The 20,367-nt window shown below is 29.9% G+C and carries 28 protein-coding genes; all 28 read left to right on the top strand.

Annotation, left to right across the window (positions count from 1 at the left end; all coding sequences use genetic code 11):
• The first annotated feature begins 30 nt into the window (after window positions 1–30).
• A complete protein-coding gene (locus tag NNC19_RS07260) occupies window positions 31–636 on the top strand; it encodes a DUF4355 domain-containing protein (RefSeq protein WP_310937963.1) in 606 nt (201 codons plus the stop codon).
• Between the two features lie 26 nt (window positions 637–662).
• Window positions 663–1,598, top strand: coding sequence for a hypothetical protein (locus tag NNC19_RS07255; protein ID WP_310937962.1), 936 nt, complete (start codon window positions 663–665; stop codon window positions 1,596–1,598).
• Window positions 1,599–1,644: 46 nt separating this feature from the next.
• A complete protein-coding gene (locus NNC19_RS07250) occupies window positions 1,645–1,926 on the top strand; it encodes a hypothetical protein (protein ID WP_310937961.1) in 282 nt (93 codons plus the stop codon).
• A 4-nt stretch (window positions 1,927–1,930) separates the two neighbouring features.
• A complete protein-coding gene (locus NNC19_RS07245) occupies window positions 1,931–2,236 on the top strand; it encodes a hypothetical protein (protein WP_310937960.1) in 306 nt (101 codons plus the stop codon).
• Window positions 2,233–2,550: an HK97 gp10 family phage protein gene (locus NNC19_RS07240; protein ID WP_310937959.1), complete on the top strand. Its 318-nt coding sequence runs from the start codon at window positions 2,233–2,235 to the stop codon at window positions 2,548–2,550. The genes NNC19_RS07245 and NNC19_RS07240 overlap by 4 nt, the downstream gene beginning before the upstream one ends.
• Window positions 2,550–2,897: a hypothetical protein gene (locus NNC19_RS07235; protein WP_310937958.1), complete on the top strand. Its 348-nt coding sequence runs from the start codon at window positions 2,550–2,552 to the stop codon at window positions 2,895–2,897. The genes NNC19_RS07240 and NNC19_RS07235 overlap by 1 nt, the downstream gene beginning before the upstream one ends.
• A gap of 13 nt (window positions 2,898–2,910) precedes the next feature.
• Window positions 2,911–3,501 carry a hypothetical protein gene (locus NNC19_RS07230; protein ID WP_310937957.1) on the top strand — a complete coding sequence of 197 codons (591 nt, stop codon included), beginning with the start codon at window positions 2,911–2,913 and terminating at the stop codon, window positions 3,499–3,501.
• Window positions 3,502–3,548: 47 nt separating this feature from the next.
• The gene (locus NNC19_RS07225; RefSeq protein WP_310937956.1) at window positions 3,549–4,019 is read left to right on the top strand and encodes a hypothetical protein; all 471 of its coding nucleotides are present in this window, start codon (window positions 3,549–3,551) and stop codon (window positions 4,017–4,019) included.
• A gap of 65 nt (window positions 4,020–4,084) precedes the next feature.
• Window positions 4,085–4,330: a hypothetical protein gene (locus NNC19_RS07220; protein ID WP_310937955.1), complete on the top strand. Its 246-nt coding sequence runs from the start codon at window positions 4,085–4,087 to the stop codon at window positions 4,328–4,330.
• On the top strand, window positions 4,330–6,081 hold the full coding sequence (locus NNC19_RS07215; protein WP_310937954.1) for a hypothetical protein: 1,752 nt from the start codon (window positions 4,330–4,332) through the stop codon (window positions 6,079–6,081). The genes NNC19_RS07220 and NNC19_RS07215 overlap by 1 nt, the downstream gene beginning before the upstream one ends.
• A gap of 2 nt (window positions 6,082–6,083) precedes the next feature.
• Window positions 6,084–6,791, top strand: a complete 708-nt coding sequence (locus NNC19_RS07210; RefSeq protein ID WP_310937953.1) for a distal tail protein Dit — start codon at window positions 6,084–6,086, stop codon at window positions 6,789–6,791.
• 12 nt (window positions 6,792–6,803) lie between these two features.
• The gene (locus NNC19_RS07205) at window positions 6,804–9,011 is read left to right on the top strand and encodes a phage tail spike protein (RefSeq protein WP_310937952.1); all 2,208 of its coding nucleotides are present in this window, start codon (window positions 6,804–6,806) and stop codon (window positions 9,009–9,011) included.
• Window positions 9,004–10,620, top strand: a complete 1,617-nt coding sequence (locus NNC19_RS07200) for a hypothetical protein (protein ID WP_310937951.1) — start codon at window positions 9,004–9,006, stop codon at window positions 10,618–10,620. Before NNC19_RS07205 ends, NNC19_RS07200 begins: the two co-directional genes overlap by 8 nt.
• Before the next feature lie 13 nt (window positions 10,621–10,633).
• Window positions 10,634–10,978, top strand: coding sequence for a hypothetical protein (locus NNC19_RS07195; RefSeq protein ID WP_310937950.1), 345 nt, complete (start codon window positions 10,634–10,636; stop codon window positions 10,976–10,978).
• A gap of 15 nt (window positions 10,979–10,993) precedes the next feature.
• On the top strand, window positions 10,994–11,251 hold the full coding sequence (locus NNC19_RS07190) for a hypothetical protein (RefSeq protein WP_310937949.1): 258 nt from the start codon (window positions 10,994–10,996) through the stop codon (window positions 11,249–11,251).
• 73 nt (window positions 11,252–11,324) lie between these two features.
• Window positions 11,325–11,510 (top strand): hemolysin XhlA, encoded by a 186-nt coding sequence (locus NNC19_RS07185; protein WP_310937948.1) that lies wholly within the window; start codon window positions 11,325–11,327, stop codon window positions 11,508–11,510.
• Window positions 11,511–11,528: 18 nt separating this feature from the next.
• On the top strand, window positions 11,529–11,939 hold the full coding sequence (locus tag NNC19_RS07180) for a hypothetical protein (protein WP_310937947.1): 411 nt from the start codon (window positions 11,529–11,531) through the stop codon (window positions 11,937–11,939).
• Between the two features lie 49 nt (window positions 11,940–11,988).
• Window positions 11,989–13,005: a GH25 family lysozyme gene (locus tag NNC19_RS07175; RefSeq protein ID WP_310937946.1), complete on the top strand. Its 1,017-nt coding sequence runs from the start codon at window positions 11,989–11,991 to the stop codon at window positions 13,003–13,005.
• Between the two features lie 117 nt (window positions 13,006–13,122).
• Window positions 13,123–13,878, top strand: coding sequence for a DNA adenine methylase (locus tag NNC19_RS07170; RefSeq protein ID WP_310937945.1), 756 nt, complete (start codon window positions 13,123–13,125; stop codon window positions 13,876–13,878).
• A 169-nt stretch (window positions 13,879–14,047) separates the two neighbouring features.
• Entirely contained in the window at window positions 14,048–14,419 is a 372-nt protein-coding gene (locus tag NNC19_RS07165) for a hypothetical protein (RefSeq protein WP_310937944.1), read from the top strand.
• A gap of 9 nt (window positions 14,420–14,428) precedes the next feature.
• The gene (locus NNC19_RS07160) at window positions 14,429–14,623 is read left to right on the top strand and encodes a helix-turn-helix domain-containing protein (RefSeq protein WP_310937943.1); all 195 of its coding nucleotides are present in this window, start codon (window positions 14,429–14,431) and stop codon (window positions 14,621–14,623) included.
• Window positions 14,624–14,872: 249 nt separating this feature from the next.
• Entirely contained in the window at window positions 14,873–15,037 is a 165-nt protein-coding gene (locus NNC19_RS07155; protein WP_310937942.1) for a hypothetical protein, read from the top strand.
• Window positions 15,027–15,965 carry a hypothetical protein gene (locus NNC19_RS07150; protein WP_310937941.1) on the top strand — a complete coding sequence of 313 codons (939 nt, stop codon included), beginning with the start codon at window positions 15,027–15,029 and terminating at the stop codon, window positions 15,963–15,965. The genes NNC19_RS07155 and NNC19_RS07150 overlap by 11 nt, the downstream gene beginning before the upstream one ends.
• Window positions 15,966–16,177: 212 nt before the next feature.
• On the top strand, window positions 16,178–16,975 hold the full coding sequence (locus NNC19_RS07145; protein WP_310937940.1) for a hypothetical protein: 798 nt from the start codon (window positions 16,178–16,180) through the stop codon (window positions 16,973–16,975).
• A 5-nt stretch (window positions 16,976–16,980) separates the two neighbouring features.
• Window positions 16,981–17,250, top strand: coding sequence for a hypothetical protein (locus NNC19_RS07140; RefSeq protein ID WP_310937939.1), 270 nt, complete (start codon window positions 16,981–16,983; stop codon window positions 17,248–17,250).
• A 90-nt stretch (window positions 17,251–17,340) separates the two neighbouring features.
• A complete protein-coding gene (locus NNC19_RS07135) occupies window positions 17,341–17,979 on the top strand; it encodes an Ltp family lipoprotein (RefSeq protein ID WP_310937938.1) in 639 nt (212 codons plus the stop codon).
• A 304-nt stretch (window positions 17,980–18,283) separates the two neighbouring features.
• Window positions 18,284–18,844, top strand: a complete 561-nt coding sequence (locus NNC19_RS07130) for a nitroreductase family protein (RefSeq protein WP_310937937.1) — start codon at window positions 18,284–18,286, stop codon at window positions 18,842–18,844.
• Window positions 18,845–19,000: 156 nt separating this feature from the next.
• Window positions 19,001–20,182, top strand: coding sequence for a serine hydrolase domain-containing protein (locus tag NNC19_RS07125; protein ID WP_310937936.1), 1,182 nt, complete (start codon window positions 19,001–19,003; stop codon window positions 20,180–20,182).
• Window positions 20,183–20,367 lie beyond the last annotated feature (185 nt).

The raw sequence follows: 20,367 nt of genomic DNA, 5'->3' as shown, positions 1-20,367 counted from the left end.
ACAATGGACTTTAAGGGATTGGAGGAAATTATGAAAAAGGCAGACTTAATAAAACTAATAGAAAATATAACAGATGATGGGGACATTAATGAAACAATTCTAGGAACTGACGAGTTTAAGGATTTGGGGAAATTGGACTTATCAAAGCTTACAGCGGAAGATTTTCAAAAGCTTATAACAGAAAATGAAACTATTAAAGGGTATAACCAAAGTTTAATAGATAGTGCAGTTTCTAAAGGTGTAGATACTTTTCAAAATGGCAAAATGCAAGAAATAATTAAAAAGGCAGTAGATGAAGCTAAGAATGGAAAGAAAACTCCTGAACAGGAGCAGCTTGAACAATTGCAAAAACAATTTGATGATTCTCAAGCGGAATTACAGAAGGAAAGAACAATTGGAAAATATACAAAAGTTCTTAAAGAAAAAAATCTTCCTACAGATCTTGTTAATTTTATTTATGGCGATGGTAAGGAAGAAACAATTGATAAAAATATAGAAACAATAGGAAATATATTTAGTGGTGCGGTAGATGCAGGAGTTAAGGGTAAACTTGGTACAAGTTCTTACACTCCACCAGCAGATGACGCAACTAATACATTAAATGCACAAATAGCAGCAGCTATGGGTGTTAAATAATTTATAAAAAGAGAGGATGATTTTTAATGGCTAATACATTAGCATATGCAACTTTATTTCAACAAAATTTGGACAAGGCAGCAGTACAACAAGCTTTAACAGGATGGATGGAAGCTAATGCTGGACAAGTAATTTACAATGGAGGAGCAGAAGTCAAAATACCTAAGTTATCTATGGATGGACTAGGTAATTATAGTAGAAATGATGGGTTTCCAGGCGGAGATGTGTCATTAGAATATGAAACAAGAAAAATGAAATATGATAGAGGTAGAGGTTTCTCATTAGATTCACAAGATGTAAATGATGCAAACTTTGTTCCTACAGCATCTACAGTTATGGGAGAATTTCAAAGGACTAAAGTTGTTCCAGAAATTGATGCAGTAAGGCTTTCTAGCTTATCAAGTATGGCTATAGGAGTTGATGGAGATACACAAGTTGAATATGGATATATACCAGCTAAAGCAACAATTGTAGGTAAGATAAAAGATGGTATTAAGAAAATAAGAAAAGCTGGATTTGTTGGTGATCTTATTGCTTATGTTACTTATGATGTTCAATCTTTTGTTAGTGAATACTATGGAGAAAAGTTAGTTGCAGCTACATTTGCAATAAATGGTGTTGATACAAGAGTACCAGCGATTGATGGAGTACCTTTAATTCCAGTAATTGATGAATGTATGGTTAGTGATATTACCCTATATGATGGGAAAAGTGAAGGTCAAGTAAAAGGTGGTTTTGTTAAGAAAACAAATGCCTTTGATGTCAATTTTACAATAATAGCTAAGGAAGTTCCTATTGCAATAAGTAGAACTGATAAAATGAGAATATTTGATCCAAATACCAATCAAAAAGCAGATGCATGGGCTATGGATTATAGAAAATATCATGATATTTGGGTACTTGATAATAAGTTAAAAGGCTTATATACAAATATTAAAGATGCTAAACCTGCAGCAAAATAAATGAGGGAGCTTTTGGCTCCTTTGTTTTTATATAGGAGGGATTAATTTGACATTTACAGACGAAGAATATAGTCAAATGGCTTGTTTATCTATAAAAAATTATCTTAAGGTTGATGATGATTTAGAAGAAATTAAAGAAAAATATCCTTTAGCAGTTAAAAAACTTATTAAAAATTCTATAGGAATAGATAAATTAAAACCAGTAGCAGGAATAAAAAGCATGAATCAAGGTTCCAGGAGTGTTACTTTTGATGATAATGTTGAATCTTTAGTAATTACTGAAGATATAAAAATGTTACTTCCTAAACCTCATTTTTATGCATGGTGATGTTATGTTTTATGATAAGGAAATATATAAGACAACCTATGTAAGCAGTAAGAATCCTATAGGGCAGTTAATCCAAGGATATAAAAAGGCTGAATTAATAGAGTGTGATGTGCAGCCAATAGATGAAAAAGCTATTAAATATACCTGGGGCGAAAAAATAGAAAGTAACATACAAGCATTTATGAATGAGGAATTGAATGTTAAGGACATAGTTATCTATAAAAATAAAGCTTATGAAGTAGAAAAAGCTATAGCTTGGGATAATTATAATATTTATGCTCTTAAGAGTGTTGATAAGGTGATTTTATGATATTTAAAGATAATACACAAGAATTAATAAAGTCTATTCAACAAGCTGCAATTGATGCAGGGGAAGAAATTGGGACAACTAAGTTAGCTGATATACAAAGCAATACTCCTGTACTTACTGGAAATTTAAAGCGTTCCATTACATTTGTTAAAAATGTTAATACGGATAATATAAAAGTTACTTGGGGGTCCAACATTGTTTATGCTGCAAAGGTAGAGTTTGAAAATAAATCATACATTAGAGATACTTTAAGAAATGATTCAAGCCAAATCATAGATATTATAGTTAAGCATTTAAAGGGGGTAAGCAAGTAATGACATTAAATGAAATACAGGTAAGTTTATTTACTTTAATACCTGAAGCTTATGATCAGATTACAAGTGATTTTGATTTTGTTAAAAATTCATATGCTATTGAAATGAAAATTGGAGATAGCGTACAAGATAACATAATAAATGATGAAATAACATTACAGATTAGAATTACTGGAATAAAAGAAAATAAGATGCTTATACAAAATAAAGCATTTGAATTAGACAAAAAAATAAATGATATAGACTTTAAAGATTGCTGGATAGTAAGAGATAATGCTTATTATACGTCTTACTATGATACAGATAAATTTAATTCAGTACTGCAATATACAATAAAAAATTATTAGAGAGGGTGATAAATTGAGTACTAATATAAATATGGTAATAGGAAATGCAACTTTATTTTATGGCGATAATTATTTCAATGCAACTAATGTTGATGAATTAATTAAATCATTAACTGATGATAAAAAGTTAGGACTAGGGAAAGATTCTATAAAATTTACTGCAAAACCTAAAATTACTGATTTTGATTTTGCGGGTAAAGAAGATAGAAAAGTTAAAAATATGGAAGAAATAACAGGTTGGGATATTAAAGCAGAAGGTTCTTTATTAGATTTAAATGAGAATGTGTTAAGTGCTTCTCTTATTAAAAAAGATACAAAAACAAGTTCAGAAACTTATGAAGTTTTTATTCCACAACCTAGTTTAAACAATAGCTCTTATCATGATCTTGTTATTTTGGGAAGAGTGAAAAATAATCAATATCCAATAGCTATAATAGTTAAAAATTCTTATAATGCAGAAGGTTTTAGTATGGAATTTAAGGATAAAGAAAATGATGCTATTAAAATGAGTTTTGAAGGTGCTTATGATATGGATAAGTTGGATGAAACTCCATTTAAAATAATAAAACCAAAGGCTGTGGCGGTTGTTGATGATACCAAATAGGAAGTATTAATTTACTTCCTTATTTTTTTTAGAAGGGATTTGATTAAATGAAAATTACAACTGAAGATGGATTTGCAATTATAGGAATTTTAAATAAATTAGGTATGACAGATGAAATTGTTGATAGCATTTCGGAAATAACAGAATTAAAAAGAAGGCAAGACATAGCTATTAATAAAGTTGCTGGATTAGTAAGTGAAAAATATCCTGATTTTGCTGAATTCGATGATAGTAAAAAAGAACGTATAAATAATAAAATAATATTTGAAAATAAAGAGTTGCAAGAAGAGTTTATAAAGGTAGAAAAAGAAATGAATAAGGAAGGTACAAAGCTATTAGCTACAGGTATAACAAGGCTTCCACAAGCAAAGAAAGAGATTTACAAGGTATTATCCAATATTTATGATATCGGTGAAAGTGAAATAAAAAATAAAGGTTTAAACTGGACCATAGCAGCTATTAAAGAAATAGCAATGAGTGAAACAATGCAATCGGTTTTCTCCTTAGCAATCAAGTAAGTGATAATAATTGTTCATTAAGAGCAATATTATTTCAGAACGGTTGCTATTCTTATATTGCAAGCATGGATATTGAAGATTCTCTTGGAATTATGATAGAAATTGTTAATCAAAAAAATGAAGATAGAATTTACAAAGGATATTTAGTTAATTGTATTAGATCTGAAGAACAAATTTCTTATTTTGAATATAAAGAAAGGCTTGGAGTATCTAAAAAACATGAAAAGAAAGTTAATATTGAACATGTTAGAAATGAAGCTAATGATGCATTAGAGGAATTTAAAAAAGCAATGAAAGGAGGAGATAACTAATGTCTGATGTTTTTACGTTAAGTGCTGATGTAAGTGTTAAAATTGGTGAAGCAATAAATAATCTTAATAAACTTAGTTCTGAAGCTAGACAAATAGGTTCTAACCTGCAAGATGCAGAAGGGAAAAGTGGTAATTTTTCCAATAAGCTAAAAGAAGTACAGAATCAAGGAAGCGCTACTGGTAAAGTCTTAGAAGAAACAGGCAATAAAGGCTCTAGCTTTGGAAATAAACTAGGCAATGTAGTTAAATCTATAGCTGGATTTGTTGGAACAACACAAATAATTAGTTTTGGTAAAGCTTGTGTAAGTGCTGCGACAGGTGCTGCAACTGCTAATACTAAGTTAGAAACAGTTTTAAAAGCTGCAAGCCACGCAACAGATGAACAGGTAACAAGTCTTAAAAACTATGCAAGTGAATTAAGTAAAACTGGTGTAATTAGTGGTGGACTTAATAAAGCCGCAATGACACAATTAAGTACTTTTGGATTGCAAACTGATAGTATAAAAAAGTTAATACCACAATTAGATAATTTAGCAGTAAATCAAAAAGGAGTTAATGCAACAAGTGAAGATATGATGGGGTATGCCAATATGGTTGGTAAAGCTATGCAAGGTTCTGCAACCGCTATGACTAGAGTTGGTGTAACAATGACAGATGCTCAAAAGAAGATAATTGAAACTGGTACAGAAGAGCAAAAAGCAGCTACAATAACAGAAGTTTTAAAACAAAATTATGGTAATTTGAATGAAGAAATTGCAAAGACTCCAGAGGGTAAAGCAAAGATTTTAAGCAACAATCTAGGAGCTTTAAAAAGCCAAATAGGTACTATGCTTTTGCCAGTTGTAACATCTCTAACAAATGGATTGCAAAAAGTTGTAGATTGGTTTAATAAATTACCAGCAGGAGCACAACAGTTTATTCTTGGAGCTGTAGCAGTAATAGGAACAATGGGATTAATAACAAGTGCAATAGGTTCTATTACTGGAGCACTTAAAATACTAGGAATAACAGTTAAATTCGCAGGTGCCCCATGGCTTGTGTTAGGTGCTGGTATAGTTGCTGCGCTAGTTCTTGCATATAATAAATGTGAATGGTTTAGAAATGGTGTTAATGCTATTGGAGATTGGTTAAAAAATTTCTTTACAGTTACTTTGCCAGCTGCATTTAATGTGGTTGTAGACTTTTTTAAAAATAATTGGCAAGATATATTGTTGGTATTAGTAAATCCTTTTGCTGGTGGTTTTAAAATCCTGTATGAGCATTGTGATGCTTTTAAATCTAAAGTTGATGGAGTTGTTCAATTTATTAAAGATGTTTGGAATGATATTGAATATGTATTGGAACATCCTTTTCAAGCTGCAGTAGATGAAATAAATAGACAAATTGATAAGTTGAGAGGATATCTAAAATTTGAGTGGAATTTACCAAATATTAAGTTACCGCACTTTAGTATTGACGGAAGCTTTAGTTTGAATCCTCCAAGTATCCCACACATTGGAGTTGATTGGTATAGTAGTGGTGCTATTTTTACACAACCAACCGTATTAGGAAACATAGGCTTAGGTGATGCAAATAATGGTAGAGGAAGTAATGCAGAAGCTATTCTTCCATTAGATAAACTATGGGCAGAAATGCGAGGAGTGGCTAATAGACCAGTAGAGGTTATTATTACTGTAGATGGTAGAGAATTTACTAGACAAGTTGTAGCACCGAACCAGGACCAATTGGAAGGATATAATATAGGGAGGTAATTATGCAAGAGTATACAGGATATTTTAACAATAAATATTTTTATGATGATTTAGGTCTGTTTGTGGCTGATTATTCTTCCTATACACAAATTAATGAAAAAGTTGAGGATGTGGAAGTAGAAGGAAGAAGTGGTACTTTAACAATTAAAAGTGGAGCATATCCCAATAGAAAAAAAGATATTAAATTTAGACTTAGAGATAATGAAAATCTTTGGTTTCAAATAGATAATATATTGGAGTGGTTGGATAATATAGAAGACAATAGACTTATCTATGATAGAGAAGATAGAGCCTATAGGGTTAAGAGAGTTGAAAAAGATGATATAACTAAGAAAATATTGCAATATGGAGAATTTACAGCAACATTTATATGTGAGCCTTTTTTGACTGATTTAGAAAATACTATTTATGAAATAACAAGTAATAATTTTAGTTTTTATTATAATGGTACAGCTCCAGGGGAATCACTTATAAAAGTTTATGGAAGTGGAAATATTCAATTAGCTATAAATGATGAAACAATGCAAATAAATAATGTATCTAACTATGTAGAAGTAGATAGCAAATTAATGCAAATTAGAAATCAAGATTTAACCTCTAAGGATGATGTTTTAGGGGATTTTATTTTATTTGAAAAAGGCAATAATACAATTTCTTATACAGGTAATGTTACAAAAATAATTGTGGAATACACCACTCAATATAAATAGGAGGAAAACAAAATGAAAAAAGAAATAAAAGTAGCATGGTTTTCTTCCAATGCAGCTAGAGATAAAGTCTTAACCACTAATGGAAAATCATTAGATAATTATTGTACTAAGTGCATTGCAACAGAGGATTTTGGTAATTATGTATTAGATGGTACATTTACAATTGATGCTCAGGGACATTTAGAGGAAGAAGATATATTAAAAGTTAGATTAGATTATGGGGACGAAATATTTAGAATTAGTAAAGTAACTAAAGGTACAAGATATATAGATATAGTAGCTAGGCAAGTAACCATAGCAGAATCTTTAACATTGTATTTAGATGATGTTAGGCCAACTAATGTTAGTGGGCAAGGTGCATTGTCTCATTTACTTACTAATGCAGCAGGAACAAAAGAAATAATATTACAATCAGATATAGCTACTTCTAATACAGCTTATTATCAGGATATGAGTCTGTATAAAGCCATTCATGATAGCGATAATAGTTTCTTAACTAGGTGGGGTGGCGAGTGTCTAAGAAGACAATATACGCTTTCTATTAATACTCATATTGGAAGTGATAGAAATGTATCTATAAGAGAAAAAAAGAATCTTACTGGATTTAGTGGAGAAAGTAATATAGATGATTTAGTTACTAGAGCAAGAGGAAAAGGAAATAATGGTATTTTAGGAAGTTGGATAGATAGTCCACTTAAAGGCAATTATGCAAGGGTTTATACAAATACTATAGAGTATTCTGATGTAAAAGTTAAAGGAGAATCTGATACTGATGGGTTTGCAACTGAAGCTTTAGCAAAAGCCGAACTGGATAGACTTGTTAAGTTGGAATTTAGCCAAAATGATATAGATAAGCTTAAAGCTACTTATACTATTAATTTTGTGCAACTCGAAAAAACAGAAGAATATAAAAATTATGTTGCAGCAGAAAGAATTTACTTAGGAGATACCATAAGGGTTTACGTTCCGAAAATAAAAACTGATATAAAAGTAAGGGCAATAGCTAGAAAATACAATGTACTGGCTAAAAAAGTTGATGAAATAACTTTAAGTAATACTGTAACATTGAGTGCTATGAGTATGAATAGTGTTGTTGCAGATCTAAAGAAACAATATGCAAATACAAACAATAATTCCATTGCAAGTTATATAGATTCTATTATTAAAAGTGGTATGAAAGATAGTTACTTGGTTGTAAGAGCTAACGAATTACTAGTAATGGATACTAAAGATATTAATACAGCAATAAAGGTAACTAGATTTAATAAGAATGGTTTGGGGTTTTCTTCTACTGGTTATTACGGAAAATACAATTATGGTTTTACTAGTGATGGAAAGATAAATGCTTCATTAATTGCTACAGGTATATTAAGTACAATTATGATACAAAATGCAGATGGTAGCTTTCAAATAGACTTATCTAAAACGGGCGGAGCGAGTTTCTTTAACAATAATAAAAAAGCTATGGAAATGTCTAATAATGCTTTAAAATTCTTTAACTGGAACCATGATGGTGAAGGAGTTGGTACTATTGGTTCTACGGTATTACATGCAGATAATACAAAACCGGCGATAAGCTTATGGAATGAAAAAAATAGTTGGTTCCAGATTGGATATAGAAATTCTGATGGTTCAATATCTCCTTATCTAGAATTTGATAAATATGGGATATCCAATGAAGGCTGTCCAATACAACTATATGACAATATACAATTGAATGGATACCGTATTTATTTAAATAAAAAAAGTGATAACGCTTTTATGACTATTGCTACAGATGGGCGTGTATATATGAATGGTGGAGTACATGTCAATGGACAATTAACATGTACAGGAGAAAAACCAAGAGTAGTCAATACTAGTGTTGGTCATGTTTGCATAAACGCATACGAAACTCCCAACCCTAAATTTGCAGATTATAGCGAGAATGATGAAGTATTAGATGAAAATGGAATTTGTACAGTTATTTTAGATTCTTTATTTTTAGAGACTGTAAGTCTTGAAGAAGGTTATCAAGTGTTTTTAACTAAATATGGCAAAGGTGATATTTGGGTAGAAGATAGAAATATGGATAGTTTCTTAGTACATGGAGAACCAAATTTAAAATTTAGTTGGAATATAGTAGGGAAACAGAAAGGATATGAACATGTAAGAATGAAAAGAGTTGAAATAGAGCCAAAAGAAACAAAAATGAGAAAGGAGGAGATTAGGATTGGCTAATGAGTTAAGATATACACTAGATACAGCTAGGAAAGAAATAACATATAATTCTTGCAAACAGTTGGATGATAGAACATTAATATTAACATTGTTTGATAATGGACAGACTTTAAACATTAGTGGAGCTACATTAATATTGAATATTAAAAGAGCTGATGGAAGTTGGATAAAACAAACTACTGGAATAACCATAGCTAGTAATATTGTGACAATAGCATTAATACGAGATGCAACAAGAGTAGCAGGTACTGTTGAATTAGAATTATTAATAGTAATAGGTGGAAAAAATACAACAACATTTACATTTGATTTACGGGTAATAGGAAGTGTAATACAAGATGGAGATTTGCAAAGTAAAGATTCCATTACAGCTGTAGAACAATTAAATAATACAATTGCTACTGCACTTAGCACGATAAATAATGCAATAAGCAATGTTAATACTGTAAAGAAACAATTAGATGCATCTGTAAGTAATGGCGATACAAAGCAAATGCGGAGCGATATAGATGATATTAATAGTAGTCGAGTTAATCCTAATTTAATTCCAAATGGTGCGTTTGAGAATTTTACCAAATTTAATTATTGGGCATTTAGTGAATATAGAAATTCTGGAAGTGTAAAATTAGGTTGGAATAATGGCAATGATGCTAAATATATCATAGGTGATTACACACCTTATATGCGAGCGTTAGGGCTTGCCAATACAGAAGTGGGAGGAGTTATTGGTGGAACATTTATAGCAGTAGAACCAAACAAGACATATACATTGAGTTATCTAAGACAACTATTTAGAGGTAAAGTTTCTCATGAACATGCATTTTTTAGTGGTACAGCCAACATAGGTTATATATTAACAGATACAAAAACTATTGTGAGTGACGAAGCAAATAGAATAATTAAAGGTACTGTTTGGGAAGATATTGGGAACACTAATGAAACTACCGTAAATGGTTCTATGTGGAAAAAAGTATCTATAACTTTTACAACTCCACCAACTTGTAATCAAGTAAAATTTGCAGATGTATTGCAATATAGTTATAGTGATGCGTTTTATTTTTGGGACAATGTAAAATTAGAAGAGGGAACAAAAGCAACCAGTTATATAGAGGCTATGCAACCAATTATAGATAATACATTAGCAACAGATAATAAATATATAGTTGGCGCTATAAATGAAATGTTTGCACTTATAAAAACATTAATTTCTCAACTTGGTAATGTTGCAGGGATAAGAACAGCTAATAAGGATATAGCAAATGCAATAAATGAGATGAATAACAAAGTTTCAGTTATGGCTAGTGGTACTAATGGAAATGGAAGTTGGGTTAAACTTCACGATGGGACTATTGTTCAATATGGACGTGGCATTGGTTATAAAGTTGGAGTTGAGTATGACCATACTTTGCCTATCGCTTATTCAGATAAGTGTTATTTTGCAATTGCAGAAATTATTAGTAGAGATAGTTTAGATATAGCATATACCGAATATGCTAATGTCCGTACATCTTCTCCCGATAAAACAAAAATACATTTTAAAGTTGGGAATCCAATAACTGGAGCAGAAAGCATGACATTTAATATCGGATGGATGACGATAGGAAAATAAAAGGGGTGAGTTTGTGTATTATTTAAGAATAGAAAATAGTAGCTTTACGCTAGTTAGAACTGATTGGATGGAAGCGTTAGGAGATAGTGTAAGAGATACAGATATTCCAATTACAGAAGAAGATTATAATAAATTTTATGAGCTAAATAGTCAAGCAAAACAGTTTAAATTAAAAATTAATCCTATAGGTGCAACCTTGTTTGATTATATAGAAGAATATACACCGAACAATGGTAATGTAGAAGCAGAGGCAACAAAAGAAGAAAAATTAAATAACAAAATTTTAAGTTTACAAGCAACAATTATAAAAATGCAATTTAATTCTTGTATTTTTAATTATAAATTTGCAAATAAATAGAAAGAGGGATGAATTATGACAACAGAAACAACAAACACAACAACAACTACTACAGGAGAAGAAGTGCTAAAATCTGATTTATCGCAAATGCTTAGAGATTTAATTGTAGCAAAATATTTTCCAAAAGATGAATTTATAACAAAAATTAATGTTTTTTATACATTCGCACAAATTTCTGAAGCAGAATATAATTATTTAATGTTATTAGTAACAAAGACATTTGGAGCAACAAGTACAACAAAAGATAGTACAGATACTAAAACAACAAATTAAATAGATTAGGCAATAGATAGCACCAATTGGGTGTTTTTTTATTGCCTAAAAACATGAAAATGAGAGGTAAGTTATGGCAGATGAAAAAGAACCAATACAAGAAATAAGAGAAAGGTTGGTAAAGATAGAAACATTGTTAGAGGTTAATAATAAAGATTTATTTGATAGGATAAAAAAATTAGAAGATAATCAATCATGGTTAATTAAGACTTTAGCTGCTGCTATTATTGGCGGAGTTATCGCATTATATTTTAAATAGAAAAGGTGGTATGTAAAAATGATAAAAATATTAAAAACAATGTTGAGTTTAGGAATTAGCATATTAAAGAATAAAACTTATATGACAGCAGCAAAAGAGGTATGGGCAATAGTAGATGAAACATTTAGAATTACTGATAAGGTAGAGAATAAGCTTAAGAGCAAAGCAGAAGAGTTTAACGGATTATTACTTGCTAAGTTTCCGGAATTAACAGCAGATGATTTAACATATTGGAGACAAGCAGTAGCAGGAGAAATAAACAAGGGTAAAGATGCAGTATTGAATAATGATACAGCACTTAAGCAATTACAAGAAGAGAATGAAAAGCTAAAAGTAGAAAATGCAAGTCTTACAGAACAATTAAACACTATAAAGTCTACAGTTGTAGCAAATACACCAGTAGACCAACAAACACCAGTACAAGCTTAAGAGTGGTCTAAAAAGGCTACTCTATTTTATTTATGGGAGGTTTAGATTTATGAGAAAATTAAAAAGAAATATTAGTTTATTGTTAGCAGCCTTTATGGTTGCTTTTTTTATTGGGACTTTTCCAGTACAAGCATACAGTTATAAGGGAATAGACATTTCAGATTGTAATTGGGATAATGGGGGAATTAATTTTAATACAGTTAGAAGTAGCGGTGTAGAGTTTGCATATATTAAAGCTACAGAAGGAACAACTTATCAAGATCCTCACTTATCTGCAAATTATAATGGTGCAACTAGTGTTGGTTTAAAAGTTGGGTTTTATCATTTCTTAGTTGGTAGTAGTGAGCCTGAAACACAAGCAGAAAACTTCTACAATCAAATTAAGAATAGAAGGAATGACTTAAAACCTTGTTTGGATATAGAGTATTCAAGAAATCAGCCCTCTAATTTTATGAATTATGCTATAAGATTTATAGCTAGATTTAAGCAATTAAGTGATTTACCTTTATGCATTTATTCGGGACCATCTTTTATAGATGAACAATTAGATAGTAGATTGGCTCAATATCCTTTATGGGTTGCAAATTATGGAGTTAATACTCCTATGAGTAATAAGGTTTGGGGTTCTAGTTATGTTGGGCATCAATATGCAGCAGAAGCACCATATCCAGGTTATTGTCCTGGAGTAAATGGCTTTTGCGATTTAGATAATTTTAATGAAGGGGTTTTGATTGATAGTAATTACACCCCACAACCAGTACCACAATTAGACTATAGTGATATTAATATATATAGCCAATTACAAGCAGAGTTGAATAGACAAGGCTTTGGAGACTTAGACATAGATGGAATAGCCGGACCATTAACATTAGATGCATGTCCACTTATTCGAAAAGGTGCAGAAGGGAATTTAACTCAATGGATTCAGCTACGTGTGGGAGCTAACGCAGACGGAATCTTTGGACAAGATACTAAGAATGCTGTTAGATGGTTTCAAGAAAGTAGAGGAATTTCAGCAGATGGTGTAGTTGGAAATGATACTTGGAGAGAATTATTGGCCTTGTAAGAAATACTTACAAGTTGAACTATTCGGTTTTTCTGAATAGTTGGAATATAAGATAGTAATCAGGATTAAAGAATGTTGATTACTATCTTTTTATACAGAAGAAAAGGATGTGTTAAAATGTTAAAACCACCAATTACAAGAATGGGCGGAAAAAGCAAATTAAGAAAAACAATTATAGAGATGATACCAGAGCACACTTGCTACGTAGAATTATTCTTTGGCGCAGGTTGGGTATACTTTGGGAAAGAGACTTCAAAAGTAGAGGTAATTAATGATATAGATAAAGAATTAATAAATCTATTCAAAATGATTAAGTACCATGCACCAGAAATTGAACGACAATTAGAATATGAGTTTTCAGGAAGAGACGTTTTTGAGGAATATAAAAATTGTACACTAGAATATCTTACAGAAATACATAGAGCTGTAAGATTTCTATACTTAATAACTCAAAGTTTTGCTGGAAAGGGTGGTACATATGGCTATGGGACAACTAGTAAACCAGCACCACAAATATTCTATAAAAATGTATTAAGAGAATTAAAAGAAAGACTTAGAAATACATATGTAGAAAATTTAAGTTTTGATAAAATAATAGAAAAATATGATAGACAGCATAGTTTTTTCTTTTGTGATCCTCCATATTTTCAAACAGCTGGATACGGAAATGTATTTGGAGAAAAGGAACATTTATTATTAAAAGATAAATTAGAGAACTTAAAAGGTAAGTTTCTTCTTACAATTAATGATACTAAAAAGGTAAGAGAATGGTATAAAGAATTTAATATTAAAGAAGTTGAGGTAAATTATTCAGTTTCAAGAAAAGCAAGTGCAAGAGGGAAATATAAAGAGTTAATTATAACAAATTATTAAAAATGTGATACAATAGCATAGTCAAGTATAATCACCCAGAAGGTAGTAAGTAAGAGTAATCTTATTTACTACCTTCTTTTTTTGTCCATAAATACTAAACATATATTTTATTTGCAATAATTCTATATATTGTATAAAATTAAGTTAATAAGTTGAGAGGATGATTTATATGAGTTTAAATAGAACTGTAAATAATGCAATTAAAGCTACATATTTATTGGACAAGGCTTCTAAGTATGCACCTAAGAGAAAGCCAGTAGAGTTTACTAATCCATTTCATAAAGAAGCTATGTTGTGGGCTTGGGTATATCCTCCAATATCAGTTGTAATAATGTTGTTTGGTATGTTTTTTCCACCTTTGATGCTGGCACCTTTTGTATTAATGGGATTTTTAGCATTCAGCAAAAAAGTTAAATTGTATTTTGCTTTAGAAACTTTAAAAAATGCTTGTGAAGTGGGAGATACTAAAAATATTAATAAATATAGAGCCAAAGCAGAAAAATTGATTAAAGCATTAGGATATGAAGGATTAAATGAATAAAGGTGTACTATGGTTAAGAATAAACTTAAAGAGATTAGAATGAAAGAGTATATGATGGAGAAAAAAGAGTTTGCAATTTTTTTAAATATAGGATTGGCTACATACTATAATTGGGAAAACGGTGATAGTAAACCACCGTTGGAAAAAGCTTTAGAAATTGCAGAAAAACTTAATAAGCATGTAGAAGAAATTTGGTACCTTTGATAAGGTATCTTTTTTTGTTTTAAAATAAATTGATATTTTTCAAAGAATATACGAATTATTCAAATTTTTTTTGAATAGATATATAACAAAGTAATCCGAAAGGAGCAAAAGAGTTGAAAATTAATATATCATTTAAGCAGAATGAAAAAGAGTTGTATGAATATTGCAAGTCTAAATTAAGTCCCAGTATCTACATTAAAACAATTATTATGAAGGATATCGAAAGCAATAAAAAGGATTAGTGATTTTATGTTTAAATATGATCTAGTAGTTATTAATTGGATTTATAACAATTGTAAAATGTTAGGCAATGTATTTGGGTATGGAGCTTTTGAGGGATTCATAATCTATACTGGAATAATAATTGTTGCTGTTACAAGTGTAATTAATAAAAGACTAAAAAATGTTTGTTGAGTTAGCTTTATCTATTGGAATTTATAAAGTTTGGAAACTGTTTACCAATAGAGAAGAAAGAAAATATGTAGAAAAAATTAATAAGTTTGTTGTAGAAAAAAAGATACTAAACAATATAGGACAAAAACCAAAGATTAAAGACATAGAGTCGTTTAGCTGGGGTGCTAAAGTTACTTTAGACATAGCTGGAATATGTGCATTTGAAGATATTGTGAAGCATGAGGACTATTTAAGACAACTATTTAGAGCTAAAGAAATTATTTTATCCAATAGTGAAGGTAAAGTATTTTTTGAGATTATTAATAAGCCTGTATCGGAAAAAGAATACAAGCCTATAATCTTACCACCTATGAGCCTTTTGTTGGGGTTTGATAGCAAAGGTGAACCAATTATAGTAGACATGGATAAAACTCCGCATATAGGTATACAAGGCTTGTCTAATAGTGGTAAAACAAAAATGATTGAGTTAATGCTTAAAAATCTAAAAGGTGCTGATTTTATTCTTTTAAACACCATGAAGGATGATTTTAAAAGGATAAAAGCAAGAAGAATAAATAATAAAGATGAAATAATGGACTTATTAGAAAAATTGATAAAAGAACCATATTACCACCAAAAGCCAACATATTTGATTTTAGATGAAGCAAATGTAATTGGAAAAGATAAAAAATTTAATAGAGCTATTGAAGATATTTTATTTCAAGCAAGGCACTTCAATATTTTTTTAATTGCTATTGGGCAAAGTCTTTTAAAAGAAGATTGTTCATACAAACAAAAGTTTAATATTAAGATTACGTTCAAACAATCTAAGAGCGTTATAGACAGTTTTTTAAACATTAAAGAATCAAACTATAACTTAAAAATGCGAGAGTTTATAGTAGACGATGGCTATGTTAGAAAAGGTAAATCTTATAAATATAATTTTTAAAGTTTTGGCAACTGGAATACTAAAAATGTGTAGCTGTATAGCGAATGAACTTGTTTATTCTAGCGGAGCAAGCGAAACATTTTTATGTATGGAAGGCGGCAGCTATTTGTAAAAATAAAATTTATAAAGAGTAATAATCTTAAAAAATACAGCATATTAGAACTTGATAGTAGGGGGATAATTCAAACAGCAAGGATTTTTAAGGGTTTAAGATGTATAATCTTAAAATTATACAATGTGGAAATAGAATTGAAATATACAAATTTAACAACTATACAGTAAGCGAAGGAGAGTGTTGTGATCCTTATGGAATAGAAACAAATGAAGAAATAGAAAAAGCTAGAGAAAAGCAGAGTTTAAAAGAAAGAAAGAAAACTTTAAATTCCACTAGAAATAATATAATTAGATTGATTAAATGTAATCCAGATATGCAAACTTTCATAACATTAACTTTTAAAGATGAAGTGGACTATAAAAAAAGCAAGTATTATTTAAACATTCTTTTTACTAGACTAAGGAAAGTCTATGCTAAATTAAAGTATATTTGGGTATTAGAATATGGAGATAGAAATAATAGATTACACTATCATTTACTTTGTAATATACCTATAGAAATTAGCTTGAGCACCAGTAAAGAAAAGAAAACAGATGAGCATAAAACATTAGAAAATCAGTTTAGAGAATCATATTGGAAACATGGTTGGGTAGATATAAGACAATTAGATCAAGAAGGTAATACAAATATAGCTTTATATGTGTCTAGTTATATAGTAAAGAATTTAATAGATTTAGATCTAGAAGGATATAGGGTTGTAGGATACAGCAGAAAAACATTAAATAAACCAATAGAAGAAACTTATTTAACTAAAGATAGTATTGAGGATATCTTAAAAAGTTTTATAAGTAATTACAATTTAACTTATAGCAATAGTTATGAAATCGGTCATTTTGATGAAAACAATAGTAGAATTGGTACTGTATCCTATTTTGATTTTATGAAAAAGGAGTGATAATTATGAAAATAAATAATTTAAATGTTTTGGTTGCAAGCATAGAAGAAAAAGTTAATAGCAATACAAATGCTATCTATTGGACTGTTGGAATTTTAGATCTTAGCGATGGAACAAATTTTAATCTAACCGTTAGAGAACAGGATATGATTAGTAAATTAAAAGCTATGTTTAAATATAATGTAAGTTTATCTCTCAAAGATAGCCAGTATGGTATGCGATTATCTTTAGAAAATGTGAATAAAGAGTTGGGTAGTATTTTGGAAGCTAAATAATAAAAGTGGACCAGGATTTAAATATAAATTAGTAAAATTAAAGCAAAATGTGTTAAAATGTTTGTAAAACAGTAAAAAGGTGGGAGTTATATGAAATGGTATGAAAAAAATGTAACAATTATATTATTTTTAGTTTTCTTTTTTCCAGTAGGATTATTCCTTATGTGGAAATATGGTAGATGGAATAAGGTTGCTAAAATAGCAATCTCAATATTCTTTGCATTAGTATTAATAGCTAACATAGGTGGTAATAAAACCAATCAAACTGCAACGACAAAAACTGAAACTGCAACTGTACAAGAACAGCCAAAAGAGAAAACAGAAGAAGAAAAAGCAGCAGAAGTTGCTGATCAAAAAGCAGATGAAGAAGCAAAAGCAAATGCGAAGGCAGATGCAGATGCTAAGAAAGCAAAAGATAATATACCTAAGGAATATCAATCAGCGTTAAAAAAAGCAGATACTTATGCTAACGGAATGAATTTATCTAAAAAAGGTTTATATGAGCAATTAACATCAGATGCGGGAGAAAAATTTCCTAAAGAAGCTGCACAGTATGCTGTAGATAATGTAAAAGCAGATTGGAAGAAGAATGCGTTAGCTAAAGCTAAAATATATCAAGATGAAATGAGTTTGTCTAAGAGTGCTATACATGACCAACTAGTAGCAGATGCAGGAGAAAAATTTACTGAAGAAGAAGCGCAATACGCTATAAATAATTTAGAAAAATAGAAACAATAAAACCACAATTTAAAACAATAAAAAAAAGACTAGGATTTTAATTTTGTTATCCTAGTCTTTATTTGACGTCAAAAAATCGTCAAATAAATTTAATAAAAAGTTTGATTTTATAGTTATTTGTTTTTTCACCTAAAATGCTCATAAAATCAGTTCTCATAACACTTTAGTCACAAATTGAGATAATAAAAGTATATTACTAAAAAGTGCATACTTCTATTTTATTTTCATAATTATTATAATGGTATTACATAAAAAACACCAATAATTAAATGTTTAAAAATGAGGAGAGGTTTATATGAATTTTTTACAACTTGCAAAAGAAAGATACTCAGTTAGAAAATTTAGTGATAAAAAAGTAGAAAGAGAAAAATTAAATTTAATCTTAGAAGCTGGCAGAGTTGCACCAACTGCTGTGAATTATCAACCACAAAGAATACTTGTTATAGAAAATGAAGAGAGTTTAATAAAATTAAAATCTTGTACTCCATATCATTTTAATGCACCAATGGCAATACTAATATGTTATGATTCAACAACTAGTTGGAAGAGACATTATGATAATGAAGATATGGGAGCTGTTGATGCAAGTATTGTAACAACACATATGATGCTTCAAGCTCAGGAATTAGGGTTAGGAACTACCTGGGTTGGGCATTTTGATGCTGATCTTATGAAAAAAACATTTGAATTACCAGAATATCTTGTTCCTGTAGCACTTCTTCCATTAGGTTATCCAAGTAGTGATTCAGTTCCACATCCAAAACTTCATGATAATCGTTTGAAGATTGATGATACAGTTTTCTTTAATTCCTTTGATGGTTTGATTCAAGGACCAAATAATGATGGAAAGCATTAAAAAATATATCTTAAGGTTAATACTTGTTGTATTAGCCTATTTTTTATATTTTATACAATATGTACATTAAAATTATCACTATTTTGGTATAATAGTGATATATAGGGATAAAAATATTTTGAAAAGATATATGTTGAGTTAGAGAGGGGCGTTTAAATGCTTAGTACAATTGAAATTAACCAAATAAAAAAAATAATGAAAGATAGTATAGATAGTCATTTTATAGCTGGTGGGAATCTAATGATAATAAAAGATGATAAAGAAATTTTCTATCATGAAGATGGTTTTGCTGATAGGGAGGCAAAAGTTCTAATAAAAAGAAATTCCATTTTTAGATTATATTCTATGACTAAACCAATTACAGCAGCTGCAGTGATGATACTTTTGGAACGAGGTGTAATCGATTTATATGATCCTGTAAGTAAGTATATTCGTGGTTTTAACAATCAGGTTGTTTGTGAAGGGGATAGCTTAGTTCCAGTAGAAAGGGAAGTAACATTAAAAGATTTACTTTCTATGACATCAGGATTAGTATATGGTGGAAATAATAGGGCAGGTAAGGAAACAGAAGCCTTGTTTCAAGAGATAGATAGTAGGCTTTTTGGTGATTCGCCAATGAGTACTATAGAAATTATGAATAAGTTAGGGGAATGTCCTTTATCCTATCAACCAGGGACTTCCTGGGATTATGGAACTTCCGCAGATGTACTTGGAGCTGTTATTGAAGTAGCCAGTGGAAAAACCTTTGGAGAATTTCTGAAGGAAGAGATATTTATACCACTTGATATGAAAGATACTGGATTTTGGGTATCAGAGGAAAAGAGGGGGAGGTTAGTAAAAACTTATGAAGATAATAAAGAAGGTGGGTTAAAAGTTTATACTGGAAATAATTTAGCTATAATAAATAAAATGGACAGGCATCCAGCCTTTGAATCTGGGGGAGCTGGTTTGGTTTCAACTATAGATGATTATTCAAAATTTGCTAGAATGCTCATGAATAAGGGAAGATTAGGTGAAATTGAAATTTTAAAACCTCATACAGTTAAATATCTAACAGAAGGAACTTTAAATGATAAGCAACAAAAAAGCTTTAGTAACTGGCAAACTCTATGTGGACATAGTTATGGTAATTTAATGCGTGTAATGACAGATTGTAGTAGAGCAGGAGATCTTGGAAGTCTTGGAGAGTATGGATGGGATGGATGGCTTGGACCATATTTTTGCAATTGTCCAAATAATGATTTGACATTTTTACTTATGATTCAAAAGACTGACTCAGGTACTTGTACCCTTACTAGAAAGTTACGAAATATTATATTAAGTTCTTGTTGTGATTAAGTGAGATTTTCAGTTAATATAGAAAAGATGCTTTTAGTGAAAAGAAGAAATCTGCTTATATATTTATAAAAATCAAGTAATATGATAATAAACCTAATAGGAAGCAATTATGCTTTCTATTAGGTTTTATTTTTTGAAATTTAATAAAAAAGTCAAAATATGTAGAATGTGATGGCTTAAATGGT

This window comes from Clostridium sp. SHJSY1, from assembly GCF_031626875.1.
Classification (GTDB): Bacteria; Bacillota; Clostridia; order Clostridiales; family Clostridiaceae; genus Clostridium.
This window is presented reverse-complemented; position numbering and strand designations above follow the sequence as displayed.

Coding starts and splice junctions, on each gene's coding strand:
- NNC19_RS07260 (WP_310937963.1), top strand. CDS start 31: ATGAAAAAGGCAGACTTAATAAAACTAATAGAAAATATAACAGATGAT.
- NNC19_RS07190 (WP_310937949.1), top strand. CDS start 10,994: ATGACAACAGAAACAACAAACACAACAACAACTACTACAGGAGAAGAA.
- NNC19_RS07125 (WP_310937936.1), top strand. CDS start 19,001: ATGCTTAGTACAATTGAAATTAACCAAATAAAAAAAATAATGAAAGAT.
- NNC19_RS07165 (WP_310937944.1), top strand. CDS start 14,048: ATGAGTTTAAATAGAACTGTAAATAATGCAATTAAAGCTACATATTTA.
- NNC19_RS07170 (WP_310937945.1), top strand. CDS start 13,123: ATGTTAAAACCACCAATTACAAGAATGGGCGGAAAAAGCAAATTAAGA.
- NNC19_RS07160 (WP_310937943.1), top strand. CDS start 14,429: ATGGTTAAGAATAAACTTAAAGAGATTAGAATGAAAGAGTATATGATG.
- NNC19_RS07205 (WP_310937952.1), top strand. CDS start 6,804: ATGAAAAAAGAAATAAAAGTAGCATGGTTTTCTTCCAATGCAGCTAGA.
- NNC19_RS07150 (WP_310937941.1), top strand. CDS start 15,027: ATGTTTGTTGAGTTAGCTTTATCTATTGGAATTTATAAAGTTTGGAAA.
- NNC19_RS07235 (WP_310937958.1), top strand. CDS start 2,550: ATGACATTAAATGAAATACAGGTAAGTTTATTTACTTTAATACCTGAA.
- NNC19_RS07210 (WP_310937953.1), top strand. CDS start 6,084: ATGCAAGAGTATACAGGATATTTTAACAATAAATATTTTTATGATGAT.
- NNC19_RS07175 (WP_310937946.1), top strand. CDS start 11,989: ATGAGAAAATTAAAAAGAAATATTAGTTTATTGTTAGCAGCCTTTATG.
- NNC19_RS07140 (WP_310937939.1), top strand. CDS start 16,981: ATGAAAATAAATAATTTAAATGTTTTGGTTGCAAGCATAGAAGAAAAA.
- NNC19_RS07255 (WP_310937962.1), top strand. CDS start 663: ATGGCTAATACATTAGCATATGCAACTTTATTTCAACAAAATTTGGAC.
- NNC19_RS07180 (WP_310937947.1), top strand. CDS start 11,529: ATGATAAAAATATTAAAAACAATGTTGAGTTTAGGAATTAGCATATTA.
- NNC19_RS07155 (WP_310937942.1), top strand. CDS start 14,873: ATGTTTAAATATGATCTAGTAGTTATTAATTGGATTTATAACAATTGT.
- NNC19_RS07225 (WP_310937956.1), top strand. CDS start 3,549: ATGAAAATTACAACTGAAGATGGATTTGCAATTATAGGAATTTTAAAT.
- NNC19_RS07220 (WP_310937955.1), top strand. CDS start 4,085: ATGGATATTGAAGATTCTCTTGGAATTATGATAGAAATTGTTAATCAA.
- NNC19_RS07215 (WP_310937954.1), top strand. CDS start 4,330: ATGTCTGATGTTTTTACGTTAAGTGCTGATGTAAGTGTTAAAATTGGT.
- NNC19_RS07135 (WP_310937938.1), top strand. CDS start 17,341: ATGAAATGGTATGAAAAAAATGTAACAATTATATTATTTTTAGTTTTC.
- NNC19_RS07245 (WP_310937960.1), top strand. CDS start 1,931: ATGTTTTATGATAAGGAAATATATAAGACAACCTATGTAAGCAGTAAG.
- NNC19_RS07145 (WP_310937940.1), top strand. CDS start 16,178: ATGTATAATCTTAAAATTATACAATGTGGAAATAGAATTGAAATATAC.
- NNC19_RS07185 (WP_310937948.1), top strand. CDS start 11,325: ATGGCAGATGAAAAAGAACCAATACAAGAAATAAGAGAAAGGTTGGTA.
- NNC19_RS07240 (WP_310937959.1), top strand. CDS start 2,233: ATGATATTTAAAGATAATACACAAGAATTAATAAAGTCTATTCAACAA.
- NNC19_RS07130 (WP_310937937.1), top strand. CDS start 18,284: ATGAATTTTTTACAACTTGCAAAAGAAAGATACTCAGTTAGAAAATTT.